This window comes from Marinomonas vaga (assembly GCF_055388305.1).
In genome coordinates, this window is the sequence record NZ_AP043903.1 from 2,184,264 (window position 1) to 2,205,915 (window position 21,652).

Sequence of the window (21,652 nt, forward strand, 5' to 3'; positions counted from 1 at the left end):
GCTTTTGTAAACTAGTAAGTCGTCTTTATGTATTTGGGAGACTTAAATTAGTATTGCTTTATATACAACTTATTAATGTATAAAGAAAATTTTATACCAGTTGAATGTTGAATAAATTGTTGGCATATTCATTTATTGCACAATTTAGGAATGACTGGTGCCCTAATGCCGTCATTTTAGTGATCGATCATTGATCTTTCTTTGGTGGTAGTTAAGCTCAAAGCGAATAGTACATCGCCACTATTATTAAATGGTTTAGCTTAGTAGGGATCTTATGCGGTTAGCGCTCACGAAATCTCTGTATTTAAAGCAAACGATTGCAACTTTGATGTTGGCGATTGTTTTAAGTGTTGTGTTGAGCTGTTTACAAGCCTATGAAACTCTAAAAAACGAACCCGCTAGAATAGAGCAAGAGTTGCAAAGTGTATTGTCTCTTGTGGAACAACCTCTAGCCCAAGCTTTATTTCGATTAGATCGTCCGTTTGCACAACAGCAAGCTGAGAGTTTGCTGTATCACCCTGCCATTCATCGGGTGGTGCTGCTTGATGAAGAAGGGAATGTGTTTGCCCAAGCAAATGCCCTTCGTTTGGCCCCAAATATCAGTGATTCTCTTTCTGAACGTCTATTGCCTGGGGAATTATCTATCTCCCGCCAACTGTATTTCAGTGATATTGAAGTACAGCTTGGAAAGATTCTTGTTAACTTAGATCGTAGCTATTTAGTCGATGAAATTGTGCGCTTTAATAGCCAATTTTTTATCCAAAATCTTGTTAAAGATATTTTGCTGGCCTCTCTCATTTCTCTTGTTTTTTATGGTTTAGTCACTCGCCCTGTCAAACAGTTAACTTGGTCAATTGCCCATCTCGGTGGGCGAGATATGGTGTCCTTACCGAGTTCCTTTGACCGGGTTCACAAGGAAGATGAGTTAGGCAAATTAAAAACAACGTTTAATCAGTTACTGTCTCGGTTGACCTCCGCCATGAGTGCTTTGGAGCGTAGCCATCAGCATTCAAAAGCAATGATTGACCATGCAGCCGATGGCATCTTGGTAGTGGACCACAACAATAAGATTACTCTAACCAACGGTGCAATTGAGAAGCTCACGTCGCTCACTTCACAAGAGTTGATGAGCCGACCTTTAAGTGAGCTTCATGGGGATAATCTTTGGTTGCCTTTGGACGAACTGTTGACGGAAATGCCTGTGGATGGGGTGATGACCGTTGAAACAACGTTCTCCCCTGAGACTACCCCAATTCCCGTGGAAATAAGGATCGCCAAGTATCTGGTTCAGGATGAGCCTGAGATGGTGCTGTTAGTGCGTGACTTGTCAGAGCGAAAAGAAGCACAGCAGCGGATAAACCGCTTGTCCTATTATGACTCGTTAACCCGTTTGCCGAATCGATCGCTAGTGGTTGATCGCCTACAAAAAAGTATGAATGGCTTGGCCAGTGATGAAACGGGCGCTTTAATCATGCTCGATCTTGATCGCTTTAAAACCATTAATGATTCCCTTGGTCATAACGTGGGTGATCAGCTGCTGATTGAGGTGGTGGATTCTATCTTACCAAGTGTACCCGCTGATATGACGTTTGCTCGTATGGGAGGAGATGAGTTTGCCTTCCTATGGGGAAGTATGGGAGGGGGCGAAGGGGATAGAAACGCCCATGTGTTGAACTTCGTCCAGCAAGTCCTAAATGAATGTGCCAAAGCCAAGTGGGTGGCCGGACATGAACTTCATGTCACTGCCAGTATCGGGGTGTCCTTTTTCGATGGCTCAGAAGAGTCGCCAGCGACGGTTTTGCGTCAAGCGGACACGGCTCTGTATCGAGCTAAGGAAGTGGGGCGTAACACCTTTGCCTTCTTCCAAGACGATATGCAGGCTATTTCTGATAAGCGTCTTAGTCGGGAAAAATCTCTGCACCGAGCCTTAAGCAAAAATGAATTTGAAGTCTATTACCAACCCCAGAATGACGATCAGGGTCATATTATTGGTGCGGAAGCATTATTACGTTGGAACGACCCGGATGATGGCTTTATTTCTCCCGACGAGTTCATATCGGTTGCGGAAGAAATCGGACTCATTCACGATATCGGCCGGTTTGTATTTCAAGAGTCAGCTAGACAGGTGGCCCAATGGCGGAAAGAGGGGATCTGGAAAGATGATTGGCGAATTTCTATAAACGTCAGCCCCATTCAATTTCTTCATCCAAATCTAGTGCCAGACATTACTGACGCATTGGAAAAATCTGGCTTGCCAGCCAGCGCGGTGGATCTGGAAATTACCGAAAATATGCTCATGTCAGACCTAGAGCTGGCCTTGTCTAAAATGGCTCAGATTCGGGCATTAGGCATTCATTTATCCATCGATGATTTTGGGACTGGCTATTCCTCTTTGAAGTATCTAAAAGAGCTGCCGATCAACCGACTCAAAATTGACCAATCGTTTGTCCGTGATTTGATTGACGACCCAAATGATCGTGCCATTGTCTTGGCTGTGATTGCTATGGCGAAAGCACTTGGGGTGAATGTGTTGGCGGAAGGGGTGGAAACTCAAGCGCACTTTGACCACTTAAAAGCCATGGAATGTTTCACTTACCAAGGCTATTTCTTTGGCCGACCTTGTCCTGCTATTCAGTTTGCCGAATTGTGTCGCAATCCTTTTAAAGTCGTTTAACTAAACGATTTCACGTGACCGCAATACTGGGTGAACGTTTCACTTTTGTGTTTGATTCGGTATGTTTGTCATGCTTATTCGATTTAAATTAAGGTGTTAGTTCATGAAAGCCCCCATCCCATTTATCCATCGCTTAGATGAAGCAGACGAGAGACTTTGGTTAGAGCAGCTGTCTCGCCAGATGCCCGATGAAAGTATTTTACCTCTTAATAAGCTAAGTGATGCGGAATGCAAGATGGCAGATATTGCGGTGGTGGCAAATCCTGATCCTGAAGATCTAAAACGCCTACCTAACCTTGTTTGGGTACACAGTGTCTGGGCTGGGGTGGAGCGAATGGTGAACGAGCTGGACAACCCAGCTTTTAGAATTGTGCGACTCGTGGATCCTGAGCTGAGCAACACTATGGCTGAGGCGGTGTTAACCTGGTCGCTGTTTTTACATCGAGACATCCCTGATTATTCCTTGCAGCAGCAGAAAGCGCTTTGGCAACCCTTACCCTATGTACCTGCTCGAGAACGTACCGTCGGACTACTGGGATTGGGTGAACTCGGTAAAGCCAGTGCCGAGCGCTTGAAGTCCAATGGCTTTAATGTGATTGGTTGGAGTCGTTCGCAAAAAACGATTGCCGGCGTGGAATGCTTTTCCGGTGAAGAGGGTTTTGAGAGCGTTCTAAATAAAAGTGATATACTGGTCTGCTTGCTTCCTTTGACGCAGCATACGGAAAATCTTCTTAGTTTTGAAAGTATGGATCTAATAAAGCCAGGGGCTAAGCTGATTAACTTTGCTCGAGGGAAAATAATCGATGATGAAGCCTTACTTTATGCCTTAAACACGGGACGCTTACAGAGAGCAGTATTGGATGTGTTTGCCATTGAGCCATTGCCACGCTCTCATCCTTATTGGACGCATCCAAAAGTGAGTGTGTTGCCCCATATTTCCGCGGCCACATCCATTTACTCAGCGTCGCAAATAGTGGCTCAGAATGTTCGCAATTATCGAATGCTAAACATACTGCCCAATACAGTAGATTTACAGCTTGGTTATTAACGTTTTTCAAAATACTAATAAAAGGAAAAGACTATGCCGCACTGTATCTTAGAGTACAGCCAGAATCTTGAACAAGAAGTGCCGCCTATGGACTTACTGGAAGCTGTTCAAGAAGCCTGTATTAACTCTCAGCTTTTTCAGCCGAGTGATATTAAGCTTAGGGCTTTTCCCTGCAAACACTTCATTACGGGTGGTGCGCAGGACGCTTTCATTCATGTGACGGTTCGGATTTTGAGTGGAAGAACGCAAGAGCAGAAAACGCTACTTTCACAGTCTGTCCTAGAAGCTTTGTGTCGCTTTGCGTTGAAACAAGTTAGCCTTACGGTTGAAATTCTTGAGATGGAAAACGAAAGCTACATGCGCAAGGTCTTTCCAGCTTAAGACTCTTACCTAACCATGAGGATCAATGGATGCCTTGGATTAAGCGAAGTCTATTTTGGCTTTATGTACTGTCGTTTCCGGCCTTTGCCGTAGAAGATACCCAAGCAACGAGCACTGGAAGTGTCAAAAACTCTGAGGTTCCCGCCCAATCGGAAGACAATGAGGCATCAAAAAATGTGCCTATCCTAAAGGAGCCGGAAGTTCCTGAGCCGATTGCAGTTCGGGCTAAAAAAGCAAATGGTCTAATTGAGCAAAGGGCAGCACGGGAGCGTGCCACGGTCGATGACCCGTTTGTTTTAACGCCCCATCGACCTAACTATTTCCTGCCTTTTAGTTTTACTCATGATCCGAATGATCGTGAATCCCAACAAGGTATTGAAAATGACAACTTGCAGGACATAGAGTTTCAGTTTCAATTCAGTGTGAAGTTTCCAGTGGCAACAAGTATCGCTGGTGAGAACACGACTCTTTGGTTTGCTTACACCCAGAGGTCCTTTTGGCAGGCCTACAACAGTAATGCTTCTGCTCCGTTCCGTGATACTAACTATGAGCCAGAAGCCTTTATTGTGACTCAGCCAGATTTAAGCTTTTTTGGAACAAAACTGACTTATCTAAATTATGGTATCAACCATCAGTCTAATGGGCGTCAAGATCCATGGTCCCGTTCTTGGAACCGCTTGTTTTTATCCTTTGTGTTTGAAAGGGAGAATACGGTTTTTGCTTTCCGCCCTTGGTATCGCATCCCCGAATCCTCCGATGATGACAACCCGGATATTGAACGTTATCTAGGTTATGGGGATATCCAGATCGCCCATGTGATCGATGATGTGACCTATGACGTCTTGCTGCGAAACAACCTTCGAAGTGATAACAAAGGTGCCATCCAATTAGGGGTGAGTTTCCCGCTTTGGGGGAAAGTGCGTGGTTATGCTCAATACTTTGAGGGCTATGGTCAATCCATGCTGGATTATGACAACTATACCCGTACCTTAGGTTTGGGCTTTATGTTGACGGGGTGGCTCTAACCCTCGTTTGTTAAAATGGCCAATTCTCCTTAAGGGTAAATACTCTAAAGAAGTTGCAATAAAGGTGCACTAAAACTGTCACATTTAGACGGTATGGTGTAAGGCAATTAACTCAAGGAGACAACCATGAAAAAAATAACTTTGCCTACACTGGGTCTTATTGCCGCATCTGTATTGCTAACAGCCTGTGGTGGAAACGTAAAATCAAATGATTCTATGGCTGCTCAAAGCGCACCTATGAATAATGATGACCTTTATGAAGTGCACGATGACGGTCGCATTTATGTCTTTGATGACCGTGATGTTTATGAAGAGTTTCTGACTGTCGGCGAAACCTCTTTCCGTAAAGTACGTATTGGCGATGGACCAAAAGGCGAGACGGTGGTCTTTGGTCTAACTAATGAAGACAAGAAGAAAATGTCCGGTATCGCTAGCGTTGAAATGTTTGATGGTGACCTAGCGGGTGCAGAAGACTTCTATGGCGAAATGCGTATGGAAGGCCGAATTTACGTATTCCAATCTCTTGAAGAAATGAATACGGCTCGTGTTGTTGGTGAAGTACCACTGCGTTACACAGATATCGCGTCTGGTCCAAAGGGTGAAACCGTTGTTTATGCCCTAAACAATGAAAACAAGAAGCAGCAACCAAGTGATTTGATCGCCAAATTCAAATCTGTAAACGGACTTTAATGCTCTAAATAGAAATTCATTAAAGTTTCGGTTCCCTAAAAAGCCCCGCTCAGCGGGGCTTTTTTGTCATAAAAGCATCACTGAAGTGCAACCAAAGTGACACCCCCTGTGGCTATTTTTAAAGTACACAAAAGGATCGGGAGGTGTCATGAACATACTTACCAACATTCATAATTTAGATGTTTCGACGTTTTACTGGCTGATGGCACGCAAAAATCGTCAACTGATGACCCGTTTAAGCCGCGTGGTATCCATCTCTGCTGACGGTCCTTTGTATGTAGTGCTCGCTTTGGCATTTTGGACAACGGGGCATCAGGATTGGGCTTGGTTGCTGGCAATGGGGTTCACCCTTGAGCGCATCTTATATTTGATCCTTAAAAAAGGGTTTAAACGCAATCGCCCCGCTGACATTTTAGAGGATTTCACCAGCTTTATTCGTCCTTCTGATCAGTTCTCTTTTCCATCAGGCCATACTTCTGGTGCCTTCTTTATGGCCTACTGTGTAAGCGAGTGGTTCCCCGGATTAAGTATTTCCCTATACAGCTGGGCAGTTATGGTGGGTATGTCTCGGATTTTTCTAGGTGTGCATTTTCCAACAGATACTGTAATGGGAGCTTTACTGGGAAGCATTTGTGCCGCCTTGGCTTTTGGAGTCGTAGCATGAAGATTCTTTATGGGGTACAAGGCACTGGTAATGGACATATCACCCGCGCACGAGCGTTAAGTGTGGAGTTTAAGCGTTTGGGTGTGGAAGTGGACTATTTGTTTTCGGGGCGAGCAAAAGAAGACTATTTTGATATGGATTGCTTTGGTCCATATCAGGCCTTTGAAGGACTCTCTTTTGTGGCCAAAGATGGGCAAATTGATCTATGGGCGACCTATCGTAAAGCCAGTTTAACCCAGCTGATAAAAGACGTAAGAGGACTGGATTTATCGTCCTATGATTTGATCATTACTGACTTTGAACCTGTCACAGCTTGGGCAGCTAAGCGTCAAAACAAGCCATGTTTTGGGATCGGTCACCAATATGCATTTGGCCATGACATACCAAAGTACAAAGGGGATAAGCTGGGAGGATGGATTCTTTCTCGGTTTGCACCTGTCTCTCGTTCCGTAGGGGTTCATTGGCATCATTTTGGAAAGCCTATCTTGCCGCCAATTATTCAGCGGCACCCACAAATGGGGCATCCTCAAGATGATCAAGTGTTGGTCTATTTACCCTTTGAAAACAGTGAAGAGGTCATGGAGTGGCTAGAGCAGGTACCAGAGTATCGCTTTCGATTACATTGCAAGGATATTGAGCCCGGGTGCTATGGCAATGTAGAGGTGTTTCCGTTTAGTCGAGATGGCTTTCAAAAGAACCTTCAAGAATGCCAATCAGTATTGTGTAACGCGGGTTTTGAGTTGAATTCAGAAGCTTTGTATCTTGGACGTCGTATATTAGTGAAACCACTTCATGGGCAGGTTGAGCAGCTTTCCAATGTGATTGCTTTAGAACACTTAAAGTTTGCACAGGGAGCCTATGAGCTGAATGGCTCGGTGATCGCCAGTTGGTTGGCATCTTCTAAAGTAGTGAAGGTGGATTACCCTGATGTGGCGAAAGCTATCGCAGAATGGATCGCTGCCGGAGCAGAAGAACCCCTAGAAAGCATCAGTGAGCAACTGTGGCGCTCCATGACTGCCACCAAGAGCGTGGACTTCCATCAGCTCCCGATAAGTATGTCTATTGCAAGCTAAAGCGCATAGCTGGCAAAAGTTGGATCTAAACAAAAAAGGGCCCTTGAGGGCCCTTTTTTCATGCTGAGAATTTAGCTTAAATGGCTGTTGAAGAAGGATAGGGTGCGTTCCCATGCGAGCTCTGCACTGGCTTCATCGTATCGAGCTGTGGAGTCATTATGAAAGCCATGGTTAACTCGTTCATATTCATGGGCAGTGTAATCCACACCGAGTTCTTTTAGGGCCGCTTCGTATTCAGGCCAAGTGGCATTTACGCGCTGGTCTAGCTCAGCAAAATGGAGCAAAAGAGGGCCTTTCATTTGTGATAGATCTACTGTTGGTGGCGTGCCATAGAAAGGTGCTGCGGCGTTAATGACGTCTGGCATGGTGGCTGCCAGTTGATTGGACACATATCCCCCAAAACAAAAACCTACCACACCCACTTTGTCAGTGGTCAGTTCATGGGCTTTTAGGAATCGCGCTGCATCTGAAAAATCCCCCAGAATCTTGTCACGATCAAGCTCTCGTTGCATGGCGCGTCCTTGATCGTCATTACCTGGGTATCCACCTAAGGGGAATAGAGCATCTGGCGCAAATGCCACATATCCCGCCTTTGCTGTGCGGCGGGCCACATCTTCAATATAGGGGTTTAAGCCACGGTTCTCATGAACCACTAAGACCGCTGGCGCTGGGGTTTCTGCGGTAACGCCTTTGGGAATGACAAGATAGCCACGGGCTTTACCGTGACCATTCGGTGCGTCAATCTCCACATATTGAGCAGTGATATCAGGATCGTTGAAGGATACCTGCTCTGCTAAAGCGTATTTTGGGATTAAAGCAGATGAAATCGCTGATACAGTTAACCCGGCAACCCCTAAAGTAGACACGCGACGCAGAAATGTTCGTCGATCAATGTCACCGTGGGCGTATTCGTCATACCAGTCAAATGCTTGTTGTGGGATCTGCAAAGGGCGGATCTCTTGCTTATTCATGATGACGCTCCTGTCGAAAGGCAATAGTTGTGGAAAAGAGTAGTATTCAAATTAGACTAAAACTTGAACCAACACCTTATTTACTACGTAAATATCCTAAGTATGGATTCATTGAGTGCGCTTACTATGACAATAGAAACAACTAATTTGTGCCCCGCAAATGAGACTGCGACACTGCCAATATTGGTAACAGGTGGAGGGCGACGGCTAGGATTAGCCCTAGTGAATGCTTTGTTAAAAGAAGGGCAGACTGTTATTACCACCTATCGCACCCACACGGCTGTGATTGAAGATTTAAAAGCACAGGGGGTCCATTGTATTCAGGTGGACTTTAACGAGGCTGATGACGTAACCAGACTTACAGATGAGGTTTTAGCCGAGTACCAAGGCGGTCTCAGGGCTGTCATTCATAATGCTTCGGATTGGGTATCTGAGGAAGATGGTGGTGACCCGATGGCGTTAATGACACGTATGTGGCAAGTGCATGTTGCTGCGCCGTATCAAATCAATTTGGCGCTGGCACCTTTACTTGAGAAGGCCGAGTCAGCCTTGGGTGAAGCAACGGACATAATACATTTAACCGATTATGTGGCGGAAAAGGGGAGTGATAAGCATATTGCGTACGCATCTAGTAAAGCAGGCCTTGCCAATTTAACGTTATCCTTTGCCAGTAAATTGGCACCAAAGGTTAAAGTAAATGCCATTGCGCCATCCCTATTAATGTTTCATCCGGGAGACAATGAGGAATATCGGCAGAAAGCGTTAAATAAATCGATATTATCTATTGAACCGGGTGAACAGGAAGGGGTTGCAGCGGTACAATATGTCCTAAGTAGTCGTTACATGACTGGGCGGACATTGTCCTTAGACGGAGGTCGTCATTTGGCTCGGCGAGGTTAAACGATCCACCTTTGACGTCATGAATGAACGAATTAGCTAGTTAGGGTATTGATATGAAAACTGCGACGGCAGAAACCAACAAAGTAAGCACACTTCCTCTATCAGATGAGGCCGCACGCGTGCGTGATGCCTTGATTAAGCATGGTCTAGAAACGCCAATGATCGAAAATGGGCTTTCTACAGAGGAAAAATACCAACGTATCAAGGCGGCATTTGAAGATGTGGTATACACACTGGGTCTTGATATTAATGACGACAGCTTGTCCGAAACGCCACACCGTATCGCCAAAATGTACGTTAAAGAGATTTTCTCTGGTTTGGATTACAGCCAGTTTCCGAAGATCACTGTCATTGAAAACAAGATGAACGTGGACGAGATGGTAAAGGTCAGTGATATTTCTTTCACCAGCACCTGTGAGCATCATTTCGTCACCATTGATGGGTTGGCAAAAGTCGCTTACCTGCCAAAGAACAAGATTATTGGTTTGTCTAAGATCAACCGTATTGTACGTTACTTTGGTCAGCGTCCTCAGGTACAAGAGCGACTGACTCAGCAAGTACTGGTGACGCTGCAGACCTTGTTGGAAACCGATAACGTTGCGGTCAGCATTAATGCGACCCACTACTGTGTAAAAGCGCGTGGTGTGATGGATGCGAGTTCTTCGACCCAGACAACCGCTTTAGGTGGCTTGTTTAAACGCAGTGACAAAACTCGTAGTGAATTTTTGGCGAGCTAGTTGCCTAGACGTCTATAAAAAAGGGAAGCCATGGGCTTCCCTTTTTTGTTTAAGGCTAAGAGCTTGATTTAAGCCGCCACGGGTTGGCGATTTTTAGCAAACCATTGGTTGATGTACAGGGCGGAGATGATTACCGCACCGCCAATGACCAAGCGCACAATATCTGCATCTCGGTTCCAGAACACTAGATTTACCAAGATACCCGCAGGAATCAGTAGGTTGTTTGCCACAGCTAGTGCCCCCACATTGACCAAGGTGGCACCCTTGTTCCAAGCGAAATAACCTAAACCGGATGCAATCACGCCGAGGTAAACCAGAATGCCCCATTGCAATGAGGTGGTGGGAAGTTTTTCCATGTTGCCAAGGGCTAAAAAGCAAGGAACGACGACAATGAAAGCGCCGATGAAGAACCAGCCAAACAGCGTCAGCTGTGGCAATTGCGTCTGGCTGCTTTCAATCAAGCGCTTGTAGGCAACCTGACCTAAGCCAAAGCAAAGGTTTGCTCCTTGAACCATCAAGAAGCCTTGTATGAAGCCTTCATCAATACCTTGGTAGCGAATAGCTACCGCACCCGCTACGGCGATCAGAGCGCTGATGATAAAACCCACATTAAAGCGTCGTTCTAGTAAATCATTGATCAGAGTGATGTAGATAGGCGTCATCACTGTAAAAAGCAGCACTTCTGGTACCGATAGAAACAAGAATGATTGATAGTAAAAGCCATACATAGCCCCCAACTGGATTGCACCAATGGCCATCAGTTTTAGCGCAACAGGGCGAGGGGTTTGACGAAACTTGATGAAAGGTAAAAATACCAACATGGCGAGAGAAACTCGCATCAATACTGAAAACCAGGCATCCACTTGGCCAGCAAGGTAAACACCGATTAGGCTAAAGGAAAAAGCCCACAAGCCTGTTACGGCCAACAAAATCCACATAGTAACGACTCCTAAAAACAATGGCGGCATTATAGGGATTCGTATCTTATTTTGATAGTAAACTCATGGGTTAATGTTGGTTTACTAATGTGTGTTGTGTGAGTTTTGACAGTGGGTGTTAAAAATATTTAAAAATATTTCTGATAATCTCTTGACCCAAAAAATTTCATCCCTATAATGCACCACCATTCCAAGCGGGAGTGGTGGAATTGGTAGACACGCTGGATTTAGGTTCCAGTGCTTCACGGCGTGAGAGTTCGAGTCTCTCCTTCCGCACCAAATTTAAAAAAGCCGATCTATTTAGATCGGCTTTTTTTATGCCTGTCATATAAGAAACCAATCGCTAGGGCGTGTTTGAGCGTCACGAAAACCTGAACGAAAAAGCGCCCGAAGGCGCCTTTGTTATGCTTTATTCTCTGTTTCGTTTTCCAAGCTATTGCGGTGCAGTAGGTTAGGGAACAGATACATCCAGACCCCCACCACAGCAAGAGTTCCCACACCCCCAATCACTATGGCGGGAACGGTTCCAAAGAGCGCAGCGGTGGCGCCCGATTCAAATTCCCCTAACTGATTTGAACTTCCGATGAAAATTGAGTTAGCGGCACTGACCCGACCGCGCATATCATCTGGCGTTTCAAGCTGTACCAAGGTGGAACGAATCACCACACTGATCATGTCAGAGGCCCCTAGTACAAAAAGTGCGACCAGTGACAGGATCAAATGTTGTGACAAACCGAATACTATCGTCGCCACACCAAATATGGCGACGGCCCCGTACATGATCTTACCGACACTGTGTTTTAGGGGATGGCGGGCGAGGTAAATCGACATGAGTAATGCCCCCACCGCCGGCGCGCAGCGCAAGAGGCCCAATCCCCAAGGCCCAGTGTGTAAGATATCTTTCGCCACTATGGGTAGCAAGGCCGTTGCCCCACCTAGTAACACAGCAAACATGTCCATGGAAATGGAGCCAAGGATCAGCTTGTTGTTTTTAATGAACCGTAAGCCCCCCAAAAGATGGGCAAGATCCACAGGAGTCTTGTGTTTTACCACATAGTTATAGCGCAAGAAGAACATGATCAAGCATGACACAAGAAAACAAGTCATGCTGGTTAGGTAAAGAGTTGAGGCCCCCAAGAGGTAAATCAAGCCACCTAAGGCTGGCCCCACAATCACGGAGATTTCTCTCGCTGAGGCAATGGCACTCACGGCCCGCGACAAATATTGCGAGGGTACTAGGTTGGGTAAGATGGCCTGACTTGCTGGCATCTCAAACGCTCTGGCTGTTCCTAAAAGCACAGCGCAGGCGTAAATCATATTAGCCGAAAGGGTATCGGTGAGATTGCCAAAGGCAAGAATCCCCACCGTAGAAGCCATGGTTAAACGTGTACAGATACAGATAATGCGGCGGTTATAACGGTCTGCCACATGGCCGATGACCAAGGTTAATAACAGATGAGGTAAAAATTGAAACAAACCGACCAACCCTAGCGCTAATGCGCTGTTGGTAAGTTCATACATTTGCCAGCCAATTCCTACGGACAGCATTTGGAAGGCGAACGACGAGGCAATCTGCCCCACCCAAAAGTGAACAAAGTTACATTGCTTGAACAACGAGGTGTCGAGCGATGACATGGAATCCCTTAACGAAAGGTCTGGTGAAACCCAGTATGCGGTTAGTTAATTAAGTCAACTATACAAAGTTGCTGTCATAGAGGCCATAAAAAAGAGCCTCCAAAGAGGCTCTTCAGTTCGTTTTTGCTTAATTTACTGAGTGCTGGGCTTGTCTTGGGGTGATGCCAAAATGTTGATGGAAGCGACGGCTGAAATGGCTCAGGCTTTGATATCCCAGCTCAACACTGACTTCGGTTACAGACCGACGTTGTTTTAGTCGCTGTAACGCAATGGCCATGCGACGCTGGTGTTGATATTCATTAGGCGTGCAGCCTAGGTGGCGTTTGAATTCTTGGTAAAAACGGCTGCGGCTCATGCAAGACAAACGGCTAATCTGATCGATGTCTAAGGGTTGAGAAAGATTGTTTTCAATGTGGTTCAGCGCTTGGGTGAGGCCACTGGCATCGGGCATGGCTTTGGTAAATTGCAACAAAGCTTCTCGACCGTGATGACGCAAAATGCGTGTGACCAGTTCACTGACACCAAAATCTACCAGCAAGTCACGGTCTGGATCGTTTTGCACAAAGTCACTGACTAGCCGGTCGATGACTTGTTGCGTGGCTTGAGTATGAAGCGTATGCAGTGGCTTATTGGGATCCAGTGGTGCGATCTGTGATAACCCATTCGGATTCATCACATCGTTCATGCGATCGCAAATTTGCGCGATACGTTCTTTGGAAATCTCAACGGTCAGACAGGTAGTTGGTAGCTCTAAACGTGCCTCAGGGAAATCGATAAACACCTCTTCATCTGGGGCAAGGATGAAGGATTCATGGGGCATAAAAGGGATGTCTTCTTGGTAATGGGTATGCATTACCTTAGCGCCTTTGATCATGCCACAGTAAAGCAGAGAATCGGCTTTTAAACTGACCCGTTGGGCTTGCTCATAGGTATCGTAAATACTGAGCTCCGCATGGGGGCCAGCAAAACACACGCGGTTTTCTACCAGCTGAGTAGGCTGTCGTAGCGTGTTTAGGTTGGCTAAATTCTGAGTCATACACACCCCTATTATTTGTTGTTTTGGCGGTGATGTTTCGCGTAAAGACACTCATCATGTACCTAAGTATAGAAGCTGGTCAATAAGATATGGATTCAGAGACAACTTATTTAGACTCTCAGGCAAGTATCTTGTTTTGCATCCGTCTACATTGAAGTCATACACATGACATCCAAACAACAAAAACAATGGAGCAAACAGTATGATCTACGCTAAACCTGGTTCAGAAGGCAGTGTTGTTACCTTTAAGGAACAATACGGAAACTTCATTGGCGGCGAATGGGTCGCCCCAGTTAAAGGCCAATACTTTGACAATATTAGCCCTGTTGATGGCAAAGCATTTTGCCAAATCCCTCGTTCCACAGAAGAAGACATCAATCTTGCCCTAGATGCTGCCCATGCAGCTAAGTCCGCATGGGGTAAAACCTCCGTTCAAGCACGTTCCAAAGTACTCCTAGATATCGCTGACCGTATTGAGCAAAACCTAGAGCTACTGGCTGTAGCGGAAACCTGGGATAACGGTAAAGCCGTCCGCGAAACCTTGGCAGCAGACGTACCCTTGAGTGCTGATCACTTCCGTTACTTTGCTGGCTGTATGCGTGCCCAAGAAGGCTCCATCGGTGAAATCGATGAAAACACCGTGGCCTATCATTTCCATGAGCCATTAGGCGTGGTTGGTCAAATCATTCCTTGGAACTTCCCATTACTGATGGCTGCTTGGAAATTGGCACCTGCCTTAGCCGCTGGTAACTGTGTCGTACTTAAGCCTGCGGAACAAACTCCTGCATCGATTTTAGTGTTGGCGGATTTAATCAAAGATCTATTGCCAGCAGGGGTTCTAAACATCGTGAACGGCTATGGCGCTGAAGCCGGTCAAGCCCTAGCAACCAGCAAGCGCATTGCCAAAATTGCCTTCACTGGGTCTACGCCAGTGGGTTCACACATTTTGAAATGTGCGGCGGAAAACATCATCCCATCGACGGTCGAGTTAGGTGGTAAATCTCCGAACATTTACTTCAACGACATCATGAACGCAGAAGATGAGTTCATCAGTAAGTGTGTGGAAGGGACCGTTTTAGCGTTCTTTAACCAAGGTGAAGTATGTACTTGTCCGTCTCGACTGCTCGTGCAAGAAGATATTTACGATGACTTTATCAAGCTGGTGATTGACCGTATCGGTCAAATCAAACGTGGTAACCCATTGGATACAGACACCATGGTGGGGGCTCAAGCCTCTGAAGAGCAGTTTGATAAGATCTTAAGCTACTTGAAAATCGGCCGTGATGAAGGTGCTGAGGTGCTTATTGGTGGTGATTCGGAAGTCATTGATGGCTTCAACGATGGTTACTACATCAAGCCAACCTTGCTAAAAGGTTCCAACGACATGCGCGTGTTCCAAGAGGAGATCTTCGGTCCAGTCGTAGCGGTTACGACCTTTAAAGACGAAGCCGAAGCATTGGCGATTGCTAATGACACTGAATTCGGTCTTGGTGCGGGGGTATGGACTCGTGACACCAATCTTGCTTATCGAATGGGACGTGGTATCGAAGCGGGTCGTGTATGGATGAACTGTTATCACCAATATCCAGCCCATGCTGCATTCGGTGGTTACAAGAAATCCGGTGTAGGCCGTGAGACCCACAAGATGATGCTCGACCACTACCAGCAAACGAAAAACATGCTAGTGAGCTACGATATCAACCCACTTGGATTCTTCTAATCGTTAACTGTTCTGACACCCTCGTGAATTCCTATAATTCACCTTTAGCCCCTTCGGGGGCTTTTTTATTGTCTGATGTTAGGATATTTTAGGGCCTTTTTTAGGGAGTGCTTTGGGCTGTCGCTCCCAGCGTACCTTGATTTCAAACTGTTGTTTTTGTTCTTCTTCGCTGGCTTCTACTTTGACTTGTAGTAATCCTTCAGGCTCTATTTTTAGTGATCCTTCATGCTCGTCACTGAACTCTAGTTGGCCCTTACTCAGTCCATTTGAGAGAGCTTCTAACAAAGCACGGACATCATCTGTCGTTAACAAAGATTCGTGTTTAAATTCGGTTTTGGATTTCATTATGCTGCATACAATAGGGTGAATTGTTCGGGGTCTAGTACTTTGATACTGGGGTAATCACAACTGATTCCGACAATACCTTGTTCTTTATTAATCAAGGTGGCGCCTACGCCAGTGCCTTCTAAACCTTCTAATTGTCTTGAATTTCGATCTAGGGTGATGTCCGCCTCAATATGAATAAGGCCTTTTTTAAGGGCGAGCCGTTGGCCTTGTACGCGGTTTACGTGTCCTTGAACCACGGCTTTAACACCGGATTTATGGATGGCTTTCACGCCTTTTTCGGTTAAGGGTAGATCTGCATCTCGGTATTTAGTGCGGAAGGTGTTTGCAATGGAGCTGTAATAAAAACCAAACAAGTCGCGGCGCTTCAGATTTTTATGGAAAGCTTTATTAACGTACTTGGTGCCATTCTTTAGCAACATTTGACTCATGATGTCATCGAGTCCTGCATGTAAAAACAAGAATGAACCACGTTTGGTTACCAGTTCCATTTTGCGGAAGAACCAAGAGAATTCACCCTTTTTGCTTAGAAATAGCTTTTGGCAGTGGAGTGCGGCAGCGTAAACGTGGCGCAAGGATAACCCCGCATCCAGACAATGACGTTCAAATTTTTCGACCTTGGAGTGCATTTTTTTGACTTCACGATCAATCCCTTCAGCAGTTAGGAAGCCTGCTGCATGGAAGGGAAACTCGTTAAACCAGTGTTCATCTGGAAATAGCTTGCGGCGACAGGTGTCTTCATCTGGGATCTTTTTACCCCAATCCGTACCTTCTAGATACTGCTCAAAGACCTCTTTAAACAGTGGGACAATTTTTTTGCCCATACGCACAAATAAGTGTTGGTTACCAGCGTCCTTCTTGCGCTTCATGGAAAGTAGGCCCATTCTCAGGCGCAAGTCATGGTTGCCAGCCAGAAGCGTGATCTTGGCTTTGACCTTGTACAGGGCTTTTATGCTGCGTAGTAGGTCTAAATTGCTAGGGCCCTTGTCTAAGCAGTCGCCACCTATGATGACTTCTACGGATTTACCATAAGCTGTCAAACTGAAATCACCCAGCTGTTCCGAGGTCTTCTCGATCACTCCAGCAGCCACTAAGGACATTTCAAAGGCTTCTGCGTCAGCGTGGGGATCAGAGATAAACACCACAGGCTTCTTTGGCCATTGGCATTCTTTTTTATGCAAGGCTTTGGTCACAAGAGGCAAGTTGTTCGTGTGATCATTACGAGAGCCCTTATCTGTCGGCCAGTTTTCCCATTGGGTTGGCAAGCGTTGAATTACCTGTTGATGAAAGGGCGTATTTTCAATGGTTATAAACGTTGGTTGCATGATTTCGGACCTATTGGATTGGACGTTTCAGTCTGGTACATCATGGATTTGACGATGCTTCCAGTCGCCATACAGCTGTGCTGGTGGCTGTTGAGAATCGCTAAACTCCAAAACCACTGGGTGTCCATAGTGCATACTTAATTTTTTAATATCGCAAAATGGGATGACATTTAAGTGAAAAGCGGCGTGGCGCATGGCCGCACCATGGCCGACAAATAATTTAATCTGACCTGAGGCGTGTTGTAACTCAGCTGTTTGCCATTGTGTAATGTGCTGCGCAACACGATCTCCTGCTTGCATCAATGACTCAGCACCATCAAAAGGCAGGCAATAATGGCTATCAGATTTCCAGCCTGTAGGAGGCGCTGAAAAACGTGGATCCAACTCTAAGATACGCTCAATTTCGTCAATAGGTAGATTAGCTACTGCCCCAACACTTCGCTCACAGAGACAAGGAAGTTGAGAGAGGGTTACGTCACCCTGAAAATAAGGCGCTAACTCTTCTTTATAGATGTTAGCCGTTTGCCAAGCCCTAAGCAGGGTAGAGCAGTCAATAACAGGATGAAGTCGAAGGCCAGAGGTTTTGAGGAACTGGGCGAACTCTTGTGCTTGTCTCCGTACTTCTTGCACTCCACTGACGGTCAATCCATAGGGCTGCAGAGCACTGGGAGTATTGCTTAATTGTTCATAGGCTCCGTGACGAATTAGGGCGCATCGTTGGATCATAATTGCTCCATTAACTCATAGGCCCGATCAAAATCCACTTTCCCTGTTAGACGAAAAACCTTCACTCCTTTAAGTGCTTCATGGTATCGATCAAAGCTATCTATCTGGGTAAGATCTTCGGCAAATTGCCCATCTGAATTGAGATAAAAGGGCCCAGGGCGCTTTCGTAATCCATCAATGGCGGTCAGCTCTTCGGTGAGGTCAATTGGTTCCAAAGTGGTGTCTGATGTGCTGCTATGTGACCAATCCAGCATGATTAAGTTGGCCAGTTGTCCTTGAATCTTTACTCGCTCTGGCCCGTATTCTTGTTCAATTTGGACGTCGTATTTTTCTTCTAAATGCCAAAGTGCTTCAGAGCTTAGTTGTTCTAGTTCTGCTTGGCGATTAAGGGGTAATAGGTGTCGCAAACGAGGGGAGTTAAGTAGGGTGCCTGGATTGACGCGGGGCATTTTGGCTAAGCCAACTGCCCATGACTGGTTTGAAACTTGGTTAATCAAGATGCGGTCATTAGTAACAAAGTCTCGATCAGGGTGCTCCAGGCAGCGCAGCATTAAGGTCGATTTGCCTCCTCCAGAGCTGGCGGCTATTGCTGTTAGCTGATTACCTCGAGCAAACGCTGCAGCATGCCCCAGTGCATACCCTTGTTGTAAATAGTGGTTTAAAAATTGGTTGTTGATGAAGTTTACAATCTGAGCCACATTCTCTAAGCAGGGGCCGACAGCAAGGGGGTGGCTTAGGTTCTGTAGAAAGCACATTCCTGTCTTAAACTTGTGAATCCAGCGGCCTTTATCGGTATCTATATAGCCTTCTTTTTTACCTTGTTTTCCACCTTCTCGAGGTACGTCTAGCCAGTCGTTTGACAGACCCATGGCAGGTTGTTGCACAAGCGTCAGTGTCAGAGTTTGGGTGGGCGTTAGGCTAAAATTAAAGTAGCTGCAGTAATAGGTTTCAAGTTCGTCTAAAAGTGCTGAGGCATTGGTATATACCAATACCTCAACATGACCAAACCGAAATGATCTGGTAAAACGACATTCCGTTAACGCTGATTGAATTTGATGGCTGTTGTTCAAGTCGGAAATCATTGTGATTATTTAGTTACCTAGATTTGTTCTCTAATTGATCCACTACATATTCAGCATATTGCTTTGCAACATCAATGCCGCAGCCTTCCTTGGCACCTTTGAAACCGCCGAACGCAGACACTTCGAAGATGAAAGGTCCCTCTTCGGTAAGGGCGATATCGACAGTGGTGAAACTTAAGTCATAGCAGCCTTGAGCTCGGCGACCTAATTCGATGAGCGCCTCATCTGGCTGGTAGTTTTCATAATGTCCGCCACTATGAATAGTGGTGTTCCAAGCCCCCGCCGCGCCAACTCGAGCATAGGTACAGACGTACTCTCCGCCTAAAAAAACCATCCCTAAATCTTTGCCATTGAGCTCGATGGTTTGTTGGATGTAAAACAGCCCTTGTTCAGTTTTGAATTGCTCTAATGCTGCCAATGCTTGAGCATCGTCCCAACTATCATCAATCATCTGCATACCACGGGCTTTAGTGGAGTACAGGGGTTTCAGTATGGCGGAGCCAAATAAGCGCACCGCTTTTAAAGCTTCTTGAGTATTTTCAGTGATACGAGTATTGGGCATGGGGATCTTGCCTTGCTGAAGAGCCAAGGTGCCGCTCAGCCGATTGATCATTTGTGCAACCGTATGGGAAGGGCTAAACACCCGAACCCCTGAAGCCTCTAAGTAACTTAGGATTCGGGTTCGATCTTCTGCCTCAGGTGAATACACTTCGCTGATTTTCTTAATAATGATCCCGTCTAGTTGGCTTAGATCTAGACCTTTGTGCATGACCGTCTGAGTATCAAACGCTAGTGTTACGTCTGCCATATCAATGACGGCTCGAAACCCTGTTAACGCTTCTAGTCGGTCTGCTAGCACTTCCGTTGACCATTTGCCTGGTATGCCGACCACGGCAATTTTTAGATTAGTCAAAGTATAGCTCCTTCAGTGGGATTCTGTAGTTTTGCGCTGTGTCCGCGGTCTCGCGAGCAAGTTGGTCAAGCAAGAAACGTGATTTCAAATACATTTTTTTCGCCTGTTTTTTGTCGTAGACGAATCGGGTCGATGTGGCGAAGGAGCGGGCGAGTCCAGCGGCTAAACGCACTTCAAAGAAAGAGTCTTTCTGCTTTTGAGCAAAACGGCGACCAAACTTATAAATCTCCAAAATACAGGCCATCATCACGGCTCTGGTTTTTTTGGGGGCGCCTTGTAGGCGATAGATAGAGATCATCAATACGGATAGATCTTGTACGTAGTCAAAATGTCTTGAGCGGTGAAGGTCGATAAAATAGAACTGACTTTCCAGCTCATCAAATAGTAAATTGTCCACGTTAAAATCCCCGTGAATAAGCACTGAAAACGGGGCATTCCAGTGTCGCTCTAGTGACTCGACTTGGCTAATAAGCTGCCCAAATCCAAGGCGTTTTACTCCGCAGATTGTTTGAGTTTCATGGAAAAAGTCTGGATGAATGGATTGGCAGTCGGCAAGCCGTCCGCTTAACTGGCCCATGAAAGTTGTATTGGGGTTTTCGTAGGTCAGAGTCTTTTTCCAAATTTTTTCTAAGCTCGAAAACAAAATTTTAAAAGTTTTCTGTAAGCGTTCAGAGCTCCCTTCGAACAATATGGACTCTAGGGTGACGCCATTTAGGTGTTCAATTAAAAGCGCGGAGTTGTCTGTATCCGTTTCAATATGAGAAATAACTTTTGGGGCCATCTTTGGTGCGATACGTCGCCACTTTTCTACCCCTTGAAGCTCTTCCTCTATTTTTTGTTGCTCACCTTCTTTGAATACTGCTAACACATCACCTTCTTTGCTATCTCGATGGGAGAGAGAGGCGATGGCGCTGCCTGAGCGGGTCAGGGCTAGGCGTTTTAATGCCAACTCATCCAACGAGCTGGCTAAATTGGCACTGGAACGTTTTAAATGAGGGTAGTTTTTTACGGTAGCAACGGGCCCTACATCTGCTTGAATCAAGGCTTCCCCGACTTTTTCAATGTGCATGCAAAGGCGTTTTAGTAGGTAGTTCGTTATCCAGTACGCTTGCACATCTGATCGTGTATCTTGATTGGGTTGTTCCATGGTTGTGGACTGTATGCGCTGATGCAGATCGAGGTACTTTGCGGATCTTCGAATGAGTTTCAGGCCGGTGCGACGCTGACTATTGCTTAAGCCTATTTTCGCCAACATCAGTGCTCGCTTCAGGCGACGAACGAGTTTGGCGCAGTCCTTTTGCGCAGGGTGGGGGATTTCCTCACTAATGGAGGTTTCTCTGATGATCTCAAGGCACAGCATGCTGTATTCGCTCAGAATGACAGCTAATCCACCTAGGGCTGAGACTTCATGGAAATACTGGGTGCCAGATTTGCGTCTTTCTTTGAGGTTGGTGCATTCGTTTTCTACTTTCTCGCACAGGGTATTGGAGTAGCCTTGCCGAATCTGAATGCGCTTGAGGAGATCCGTTGGCGGCGCCTCATTAAAAAGGGTCTCAACGAGCTCGGTCTGCTTTTCGAGTTCACTCAAAAGAAAGTAGAGGTTTTCTTGTACCGATGAAAACTTAGACCCCATGTTACCTCTTGTTCATCATTTTTGAGAGCGCACTATACCGCTTATGGTTGCCATTTTTGTTACAGAACCGTTAAAAGATAAGTGTAGTGCTTTTTGATGGGGGTAATGTATCCATTTTTCCCTGAGAGAAGTGAAG

Annotated in this window: 20 protein-coding genes and 1 tRNA gene; 11 read left to right on the forward strand and 10 right to left on the reverse strand. The window is 45.9% G+C overall.

Annotated features, from left to right (window positions below):
* Window positions 1–274: 274 nt before the first annotated feature.
* The 7 genes from ACZ5DR_RS10265 (at window position 275) to ACZ5DR_RS10295 (ending at window position 7,555) form a co-directional block, all read left to right on the forward strand.
* Window positions 275–2,674: a putative bifunctional diguanylate cyclase/phosphodiesterase gene (locus ACZ5DR_RS10265; RefSeq protein ID WP_377369005.1), complete on the forward strand. Its 2,400-nt coding sequence runs from the start codon at window positions 275–277 to the stop codon at window positions 2,672–2,674.
* A gap of 103 nt (window positions 2,675–2,777) precedes the next feature.
* A complete protein-coding gene (locus ACZ5DR_RS10270; protein ID WP_377369007.1) occupies window positions 2,778–3,722 on the forward strand; it encodes a 2-hydroxyacid dehydrogenase in 945 nt (314 codons plus the stop codon).
* Window positions 3,723–3,755: 33 nt separating this feature from the next.
* Window positions 3,756–4,103: a 5-carboxymethyl-2-hydroxymuconate Delta-isomerase gene (locus ACZ5DR_RS10275; RefSeq protein ID WP_377369009.1), complete on the forward strand. Its 348-nt coding sequence runs from the start codon at window positions 3,756–3,758 to the stop codon at window positions 4,101–4,103.
* A 29-nt stretch (window positions 4,104–4,132) separates the two neighbouring features.
* Window positions 4,133–5,128, forward strand: a complete 996-nt coding sequence (locus ACZ5DR_RS10280) for a phospholipase A (RefSeq protein WP_377369011.1) — start codon at window positions 4,133–4,135, stop codon at window positions 5,126–5,128.
* A gap of 126 nt (window positions 5,129–5,254) precedes the next feature.
* A complete protein-coding gene (locus tag ACZ5DR_RS10285; protein ID WP_377369013.1) occupies window positions 5,255–5,818 on the forward strand; it encodes a hypothetical protein in 564 nt (187 codons plus the stop codon).
* 148 nt (window positions 5,819–5,966) lie between these two features.
* Window positions 5,967–6,482, forward strand: coding sequence for a phosphatase PAP2 family protein (locus ACZ5DR_RS10290; protein ID WP_377369015.1), 516 nt, complete (start codon window positions 5,967–5,969; stop codon window positions 6,480–6,482).
* Window positions 6,479–7,555, forward strand: a complete 1,077-nt coding sequence (locus ACZ5DR_RS10295) for an MJ1255/VC2487 family glycosyltransferase (protein WP_377369017.1) — start codon at window positions 6,479–6,481, stop codon at window positions 7,553–7,555. The genes ACZ5DR_RS10290 and ACZ5DR_RS10295 overlap by 4 nt, the downstream gene beginning before the upstream one ends.
* A 71-nt stretch (window positions 7,556–7,626) precedes the next feature.
* Here the strand turns inward: ACZ5DR_RS10295 and ACZ5DR_RS10300 are convergent, their stop codons facing one another.
* Window positions 7,627–8,526 (reverse strand): dienelactone hydrolase family protein, encoded by a 900-nt coding sequence (locus ACZ5DR_RS10300; RefSeq protein WP_377369019.1) that lies wholly within the window; start codon window positions 8,524–8,526, stop codon window positions 7,627–7,629.
* A 126-nt stretch (window positions 8,527–8,652) separates the two neighbouring features.
* On the opposite strand from ACZ5DR_RS10300, the gene folM reads away from it, so the two are divergent.
* Complete coding sequence (gene folM / locus ACZ5DR_RS10305) at window positions 8,653–9,426, forward strand: dihydromonapterin reductase (protein ID WP_377369021.1); 774 nt, start codon at window positions 8,653–8,655, stop codon at window positions 9,424–9,426.
* Window positions 9,427–9,479: 53 nt separating this feature from the next.
* Window positions 9,480–10,163 carry a GTP cyclohydrolase I FolE gene (folE, locus tag ACZ5DR_RS10310; protein ID WP_377369023.1) on the forward strand — a complete coding sequence of 228 codons (684 nt, stop codon included), beginning with the start codon at window positions 9,480–9,482 and terminating at the stop codon, window positions 10,161–10,163.
* A 68-nt stretch (window positions 10,164–10,231) separates the two neighbouring features.
* Here folE and ACZ5DR_RS10315 read toward each other — a convergent pair whose 3' ends face one another.
* Entirely contained in the window at window positions 10,232–11,101 is an 870-nt protein-coding gene (locus ACZ5DR_RS10315; RefSeq protein WP_377369025.1) for a carboxylate/amino acid/amine transporter, read from the reverse strand.
* A 194-nt stretch (window positions 11,102–11,295) separates the two neighbouring features.
* Here ACZ5DR_RS10315 and ACZ5DR_RS10320 point away from each other — a divergent pair.
* Window positions 11,296–11,380, forward strand: a tRNA-Leu gene (locus tag ACZ5DR_RS10320).
* 123 nt (window positions 11,381–11,503) lie between these two features.
* Here the strand turns inward: ACZ5DR_RS10320 and ACZ5DR_RS10325 are convergent.
* Both ACZ5DR_RS10325 and ACZ5DR_RS10330 read right to left on the reverse strand, forming a co-directional pair.
* Window positions 11,504–12,736 carry an MFS transporter gene (locus ACZ5DR_RS10325; protein ID WP_377369028.1) on the reverse strand — a complete coding sequence of 411 codons (1,233 nt, stop codon included), beginning with the start codon at window positions 12,734–12,736 and terminating at the stop codon, window positions 11,504–11,506.
* 127 nt (window positions 12,737–12,863) lie between these two features.
* Window positions 12,864–13,772: an AraC family transcriptional regulator gene (locus tag ACZ5DR_RS10330; protein ID WP_377369030.1), complete on the reverse strand. Its 909-nt coding sequence runs from the start codon at window positions 13,770–13,772 to the stop codon at window positions 12,864–12,866.
* 202 nt (window positions 13,773–13,974) lie between these two features.
* On the opposite strand from ACZ5DR_RS10330, the gene exaC reads away from it, so the two are divergent.
* Entirely contained in the window at window positions 13,975–15,492 is a 1,518-nt protein-coding gene (gene exaC, locus ACZ5DR_RS10335; protein WP_377369032.1) for an acetaldehyde dehydrogenase ExaC, read from the forward strand.
* A 78-nt stretch (window positions 15,493–15,570) separates the two neighbouring features.
* On the opposite strand, the gene ACZ5DR_RS10340 is transcribed toward exaC, so the two are convergent.
* Genes ACZ5DR_RS10340 through ACZ5DR_RS10365 form a run of 6 tightly spaced genes read right to left on the reverse strand, consistent with a single transcriptional unit; the run spans window position 15,571 to window position 21,516 of the window.
* Window positions 15,571–15,837, reverse strand: coding sequence for an amphi-Trp domain-containing protein (locus ACZ5DR_RS10340; protein ID WP_377369034.1), 267 nt, complete (start codon window positions 15,835–15,837; stop codon window positions 15,571–15,573).
* Complete coding sequence (locus ACZ5DR_RS10345; protein ID WP_377369036.1) at window positions 15,837–17,162, reverse strand: metallophosphoesterase; 1,326 nt, start codon at window positions 17,160–17,162, stop codon at window positions 15,837–15,839. Before ACZ5DR_RS10345 ends, ACZ5DR_RS10340 begins: the two co-directional genes overlap by 1 nt.
* Window positions 17,163–17,189: 27 nt before the next feature.
* Window positions 17,190–17,888, reverse strand: coding sequence for a histidine phosphatase family protein (locus ACZ5DR_RS10350; RefSeq protein ID WP_377369038.1), 699 nt, complete (start codon window positions 17,886–17,888; stop codon window positions 17,190–17,192).
* Window positions 17,885–18,958: an HprK-related kinase B gene (locus ACZ5DR_RS10355; protein WP_377369040.1), complete on the reverse strand. Its 1,074-nt coding sequence runs from the start codon at window positions 18,956–18,958 to the stop codon at window positions 17,885–17,887. The genes ACZ5DR_RS10350 and ACZ5DR_RS10355 overlap by 4 nt, the downstream gene beginning before the upstream one ends.
* Before the next feature lie 25 nt (window positions 18,959–18,983).
* Window positions 18,984–19,883 (reverse strand): GAK system ATP-grasp enzyme, encoded by a 900-nt coding sequence (locus ACZ5DR_RS10360; RefSeq protein ID WP_377369041.1) that lies wholly within the window; start codon window positions 19,881–19,883, stop codon window positions 18,984–18,986.
* Window positions 19,876–21,516 (reverse strand): phosphotransferase, encoded by a 1,641-nt coding sequence (locus ACZ5DR_RS10365; RefSeq protein ID WP_377369043.1) that lies wholly within the window; start codon window positions 21,514–21,516, stop codon window positions 19,876–19,878. Before ACZ5DR_RS10365 ends, ACZ5DR_RS10360 begins: the two co-directional genes overlap by 8 nt.
* Window positions 21,517–21,652: the final 136 nt, after the last annotated feature.

Coding starts and splice junctions, on each gene's coding strand:
- ACZ5DR_RS10285 (WP_377369013.1), top strand. CDS start 5,255: ATGAAAAAAATAACTTTGCCTACACTGGGTCTTATTGCCGCATCTGTA.
- ACZ5DR_RS10270 (WP_377369007.1), top strand. CDS start 2,778: ATGAAAGCCCCCATCCCATTTATCCATCGCTTAGATGAAGCAGACGAG.
- ACZ5DR_RS10325 (WP_377369028.1), bottom strand. CDS start 12,736: ATGTCATCGCTCGACACCTCGTTGTTCAAGCAATGTAACTTTGTTCAC.
- ACZ5DR_RS10295 (WP_377369017.1), top strand. CDS start 6,479: ATGAAGATTCTTTATGGGGTACAAGGCACTGGTAATGGACATATCACC.
- ACZ5DR_RS10265 (WP_377369005.1), top strand. CDS start 275: ATGCGGTTAGCGCTCACGAAATCTCTGTATTTAAAGCAAACGATTGCA.
- exaC (WP_377369032.1), top strand. CDS start 13,975: ATGATCTACGCTAAACCTGGTTCAGAAGGCAGTGTTGTTACCTTTAAG.
- ACZ5DR_RS10350 (WP_377369038.1), bottom strand. CDS start 17,888: ATGATCCAACGATGCGCCCTAATTCGTCACGGAGCCTATGAACAATTA.
- ACZ5DR_RS10340 (WP_377369034.1), bottom strand. CDS start 15,837: ATGAAATCCAAAACCGAATTTAAACACGAATCTTTGTTAACGACAGAT.
- ACZ5DR_RS10315 (WP_377369025.1), bottom strand. CDS start 11,101: ATGTGGATTTTGTTGGCCGTAACAGGCTTGTGGGCTTTTTCCTTTAGC.
- ACZ5DR_RS10365 (WP_377369043.1), bottom strand. CDS start 21,516: ATGGGGTCTAAGTTTTCATCGGTACAAGAAAACCTCTACTTTCTTTTG.
- folM (WP_377369021.1), top strand. CDS start 8,653: ATGACAATAGAAACAACTAATTTGTGCCCCGCAAATGAGACTGCGACA.
- ACZ5DR_RS10280 (WP_377369011.1), top strand. CDS start 4,133: ATGCCTTGGATTAAGCGAAGTCTATTTTGGCTTTATGTACTGTCGTTT.
- ACZ5DR_RS10330 (WP_377369030.1), bottom strand. CDS start 13,772: ATGACTCAGAATTTAGCCAACCTAAACACGCTACGACAGCCTACTCAG.
- ACZ5DR_RS10290 (WP_377369015.1), top strand. CDS start 5,967: ATGAACATACTTACCAACATTCATAATTTAGATGTTTCGACGTTTTAC.
- ACZ5DR_RS10300 (WP_377369019.1), bottom strand. CDS start 8,526: ATGAATAAGCAAGAGATCCGCCCTTTGCAGATCCCACAACAAGCATTT.
- ACZ5DR_RS10275 (WP_377369009.1), top strand. CDS start 3,756: ATGCCGCACTGTATCTTAGAGTACAGCCAGAATCTTGAACAAGAAGTG.
- ACZ5DR_RS10345 (WP_377369036.1), bottom strand. CDS start 17,162: ATGCAACCAACGTTTATAACCATTGAAAATACGCCCTTTCATCAACAG.
- folE (WP_377369023.1), top strand. CDS start 9,480: ATGAAAACTGCGACGGCAGAAACCAACAAAGTAAGCACACTTCCTCTA.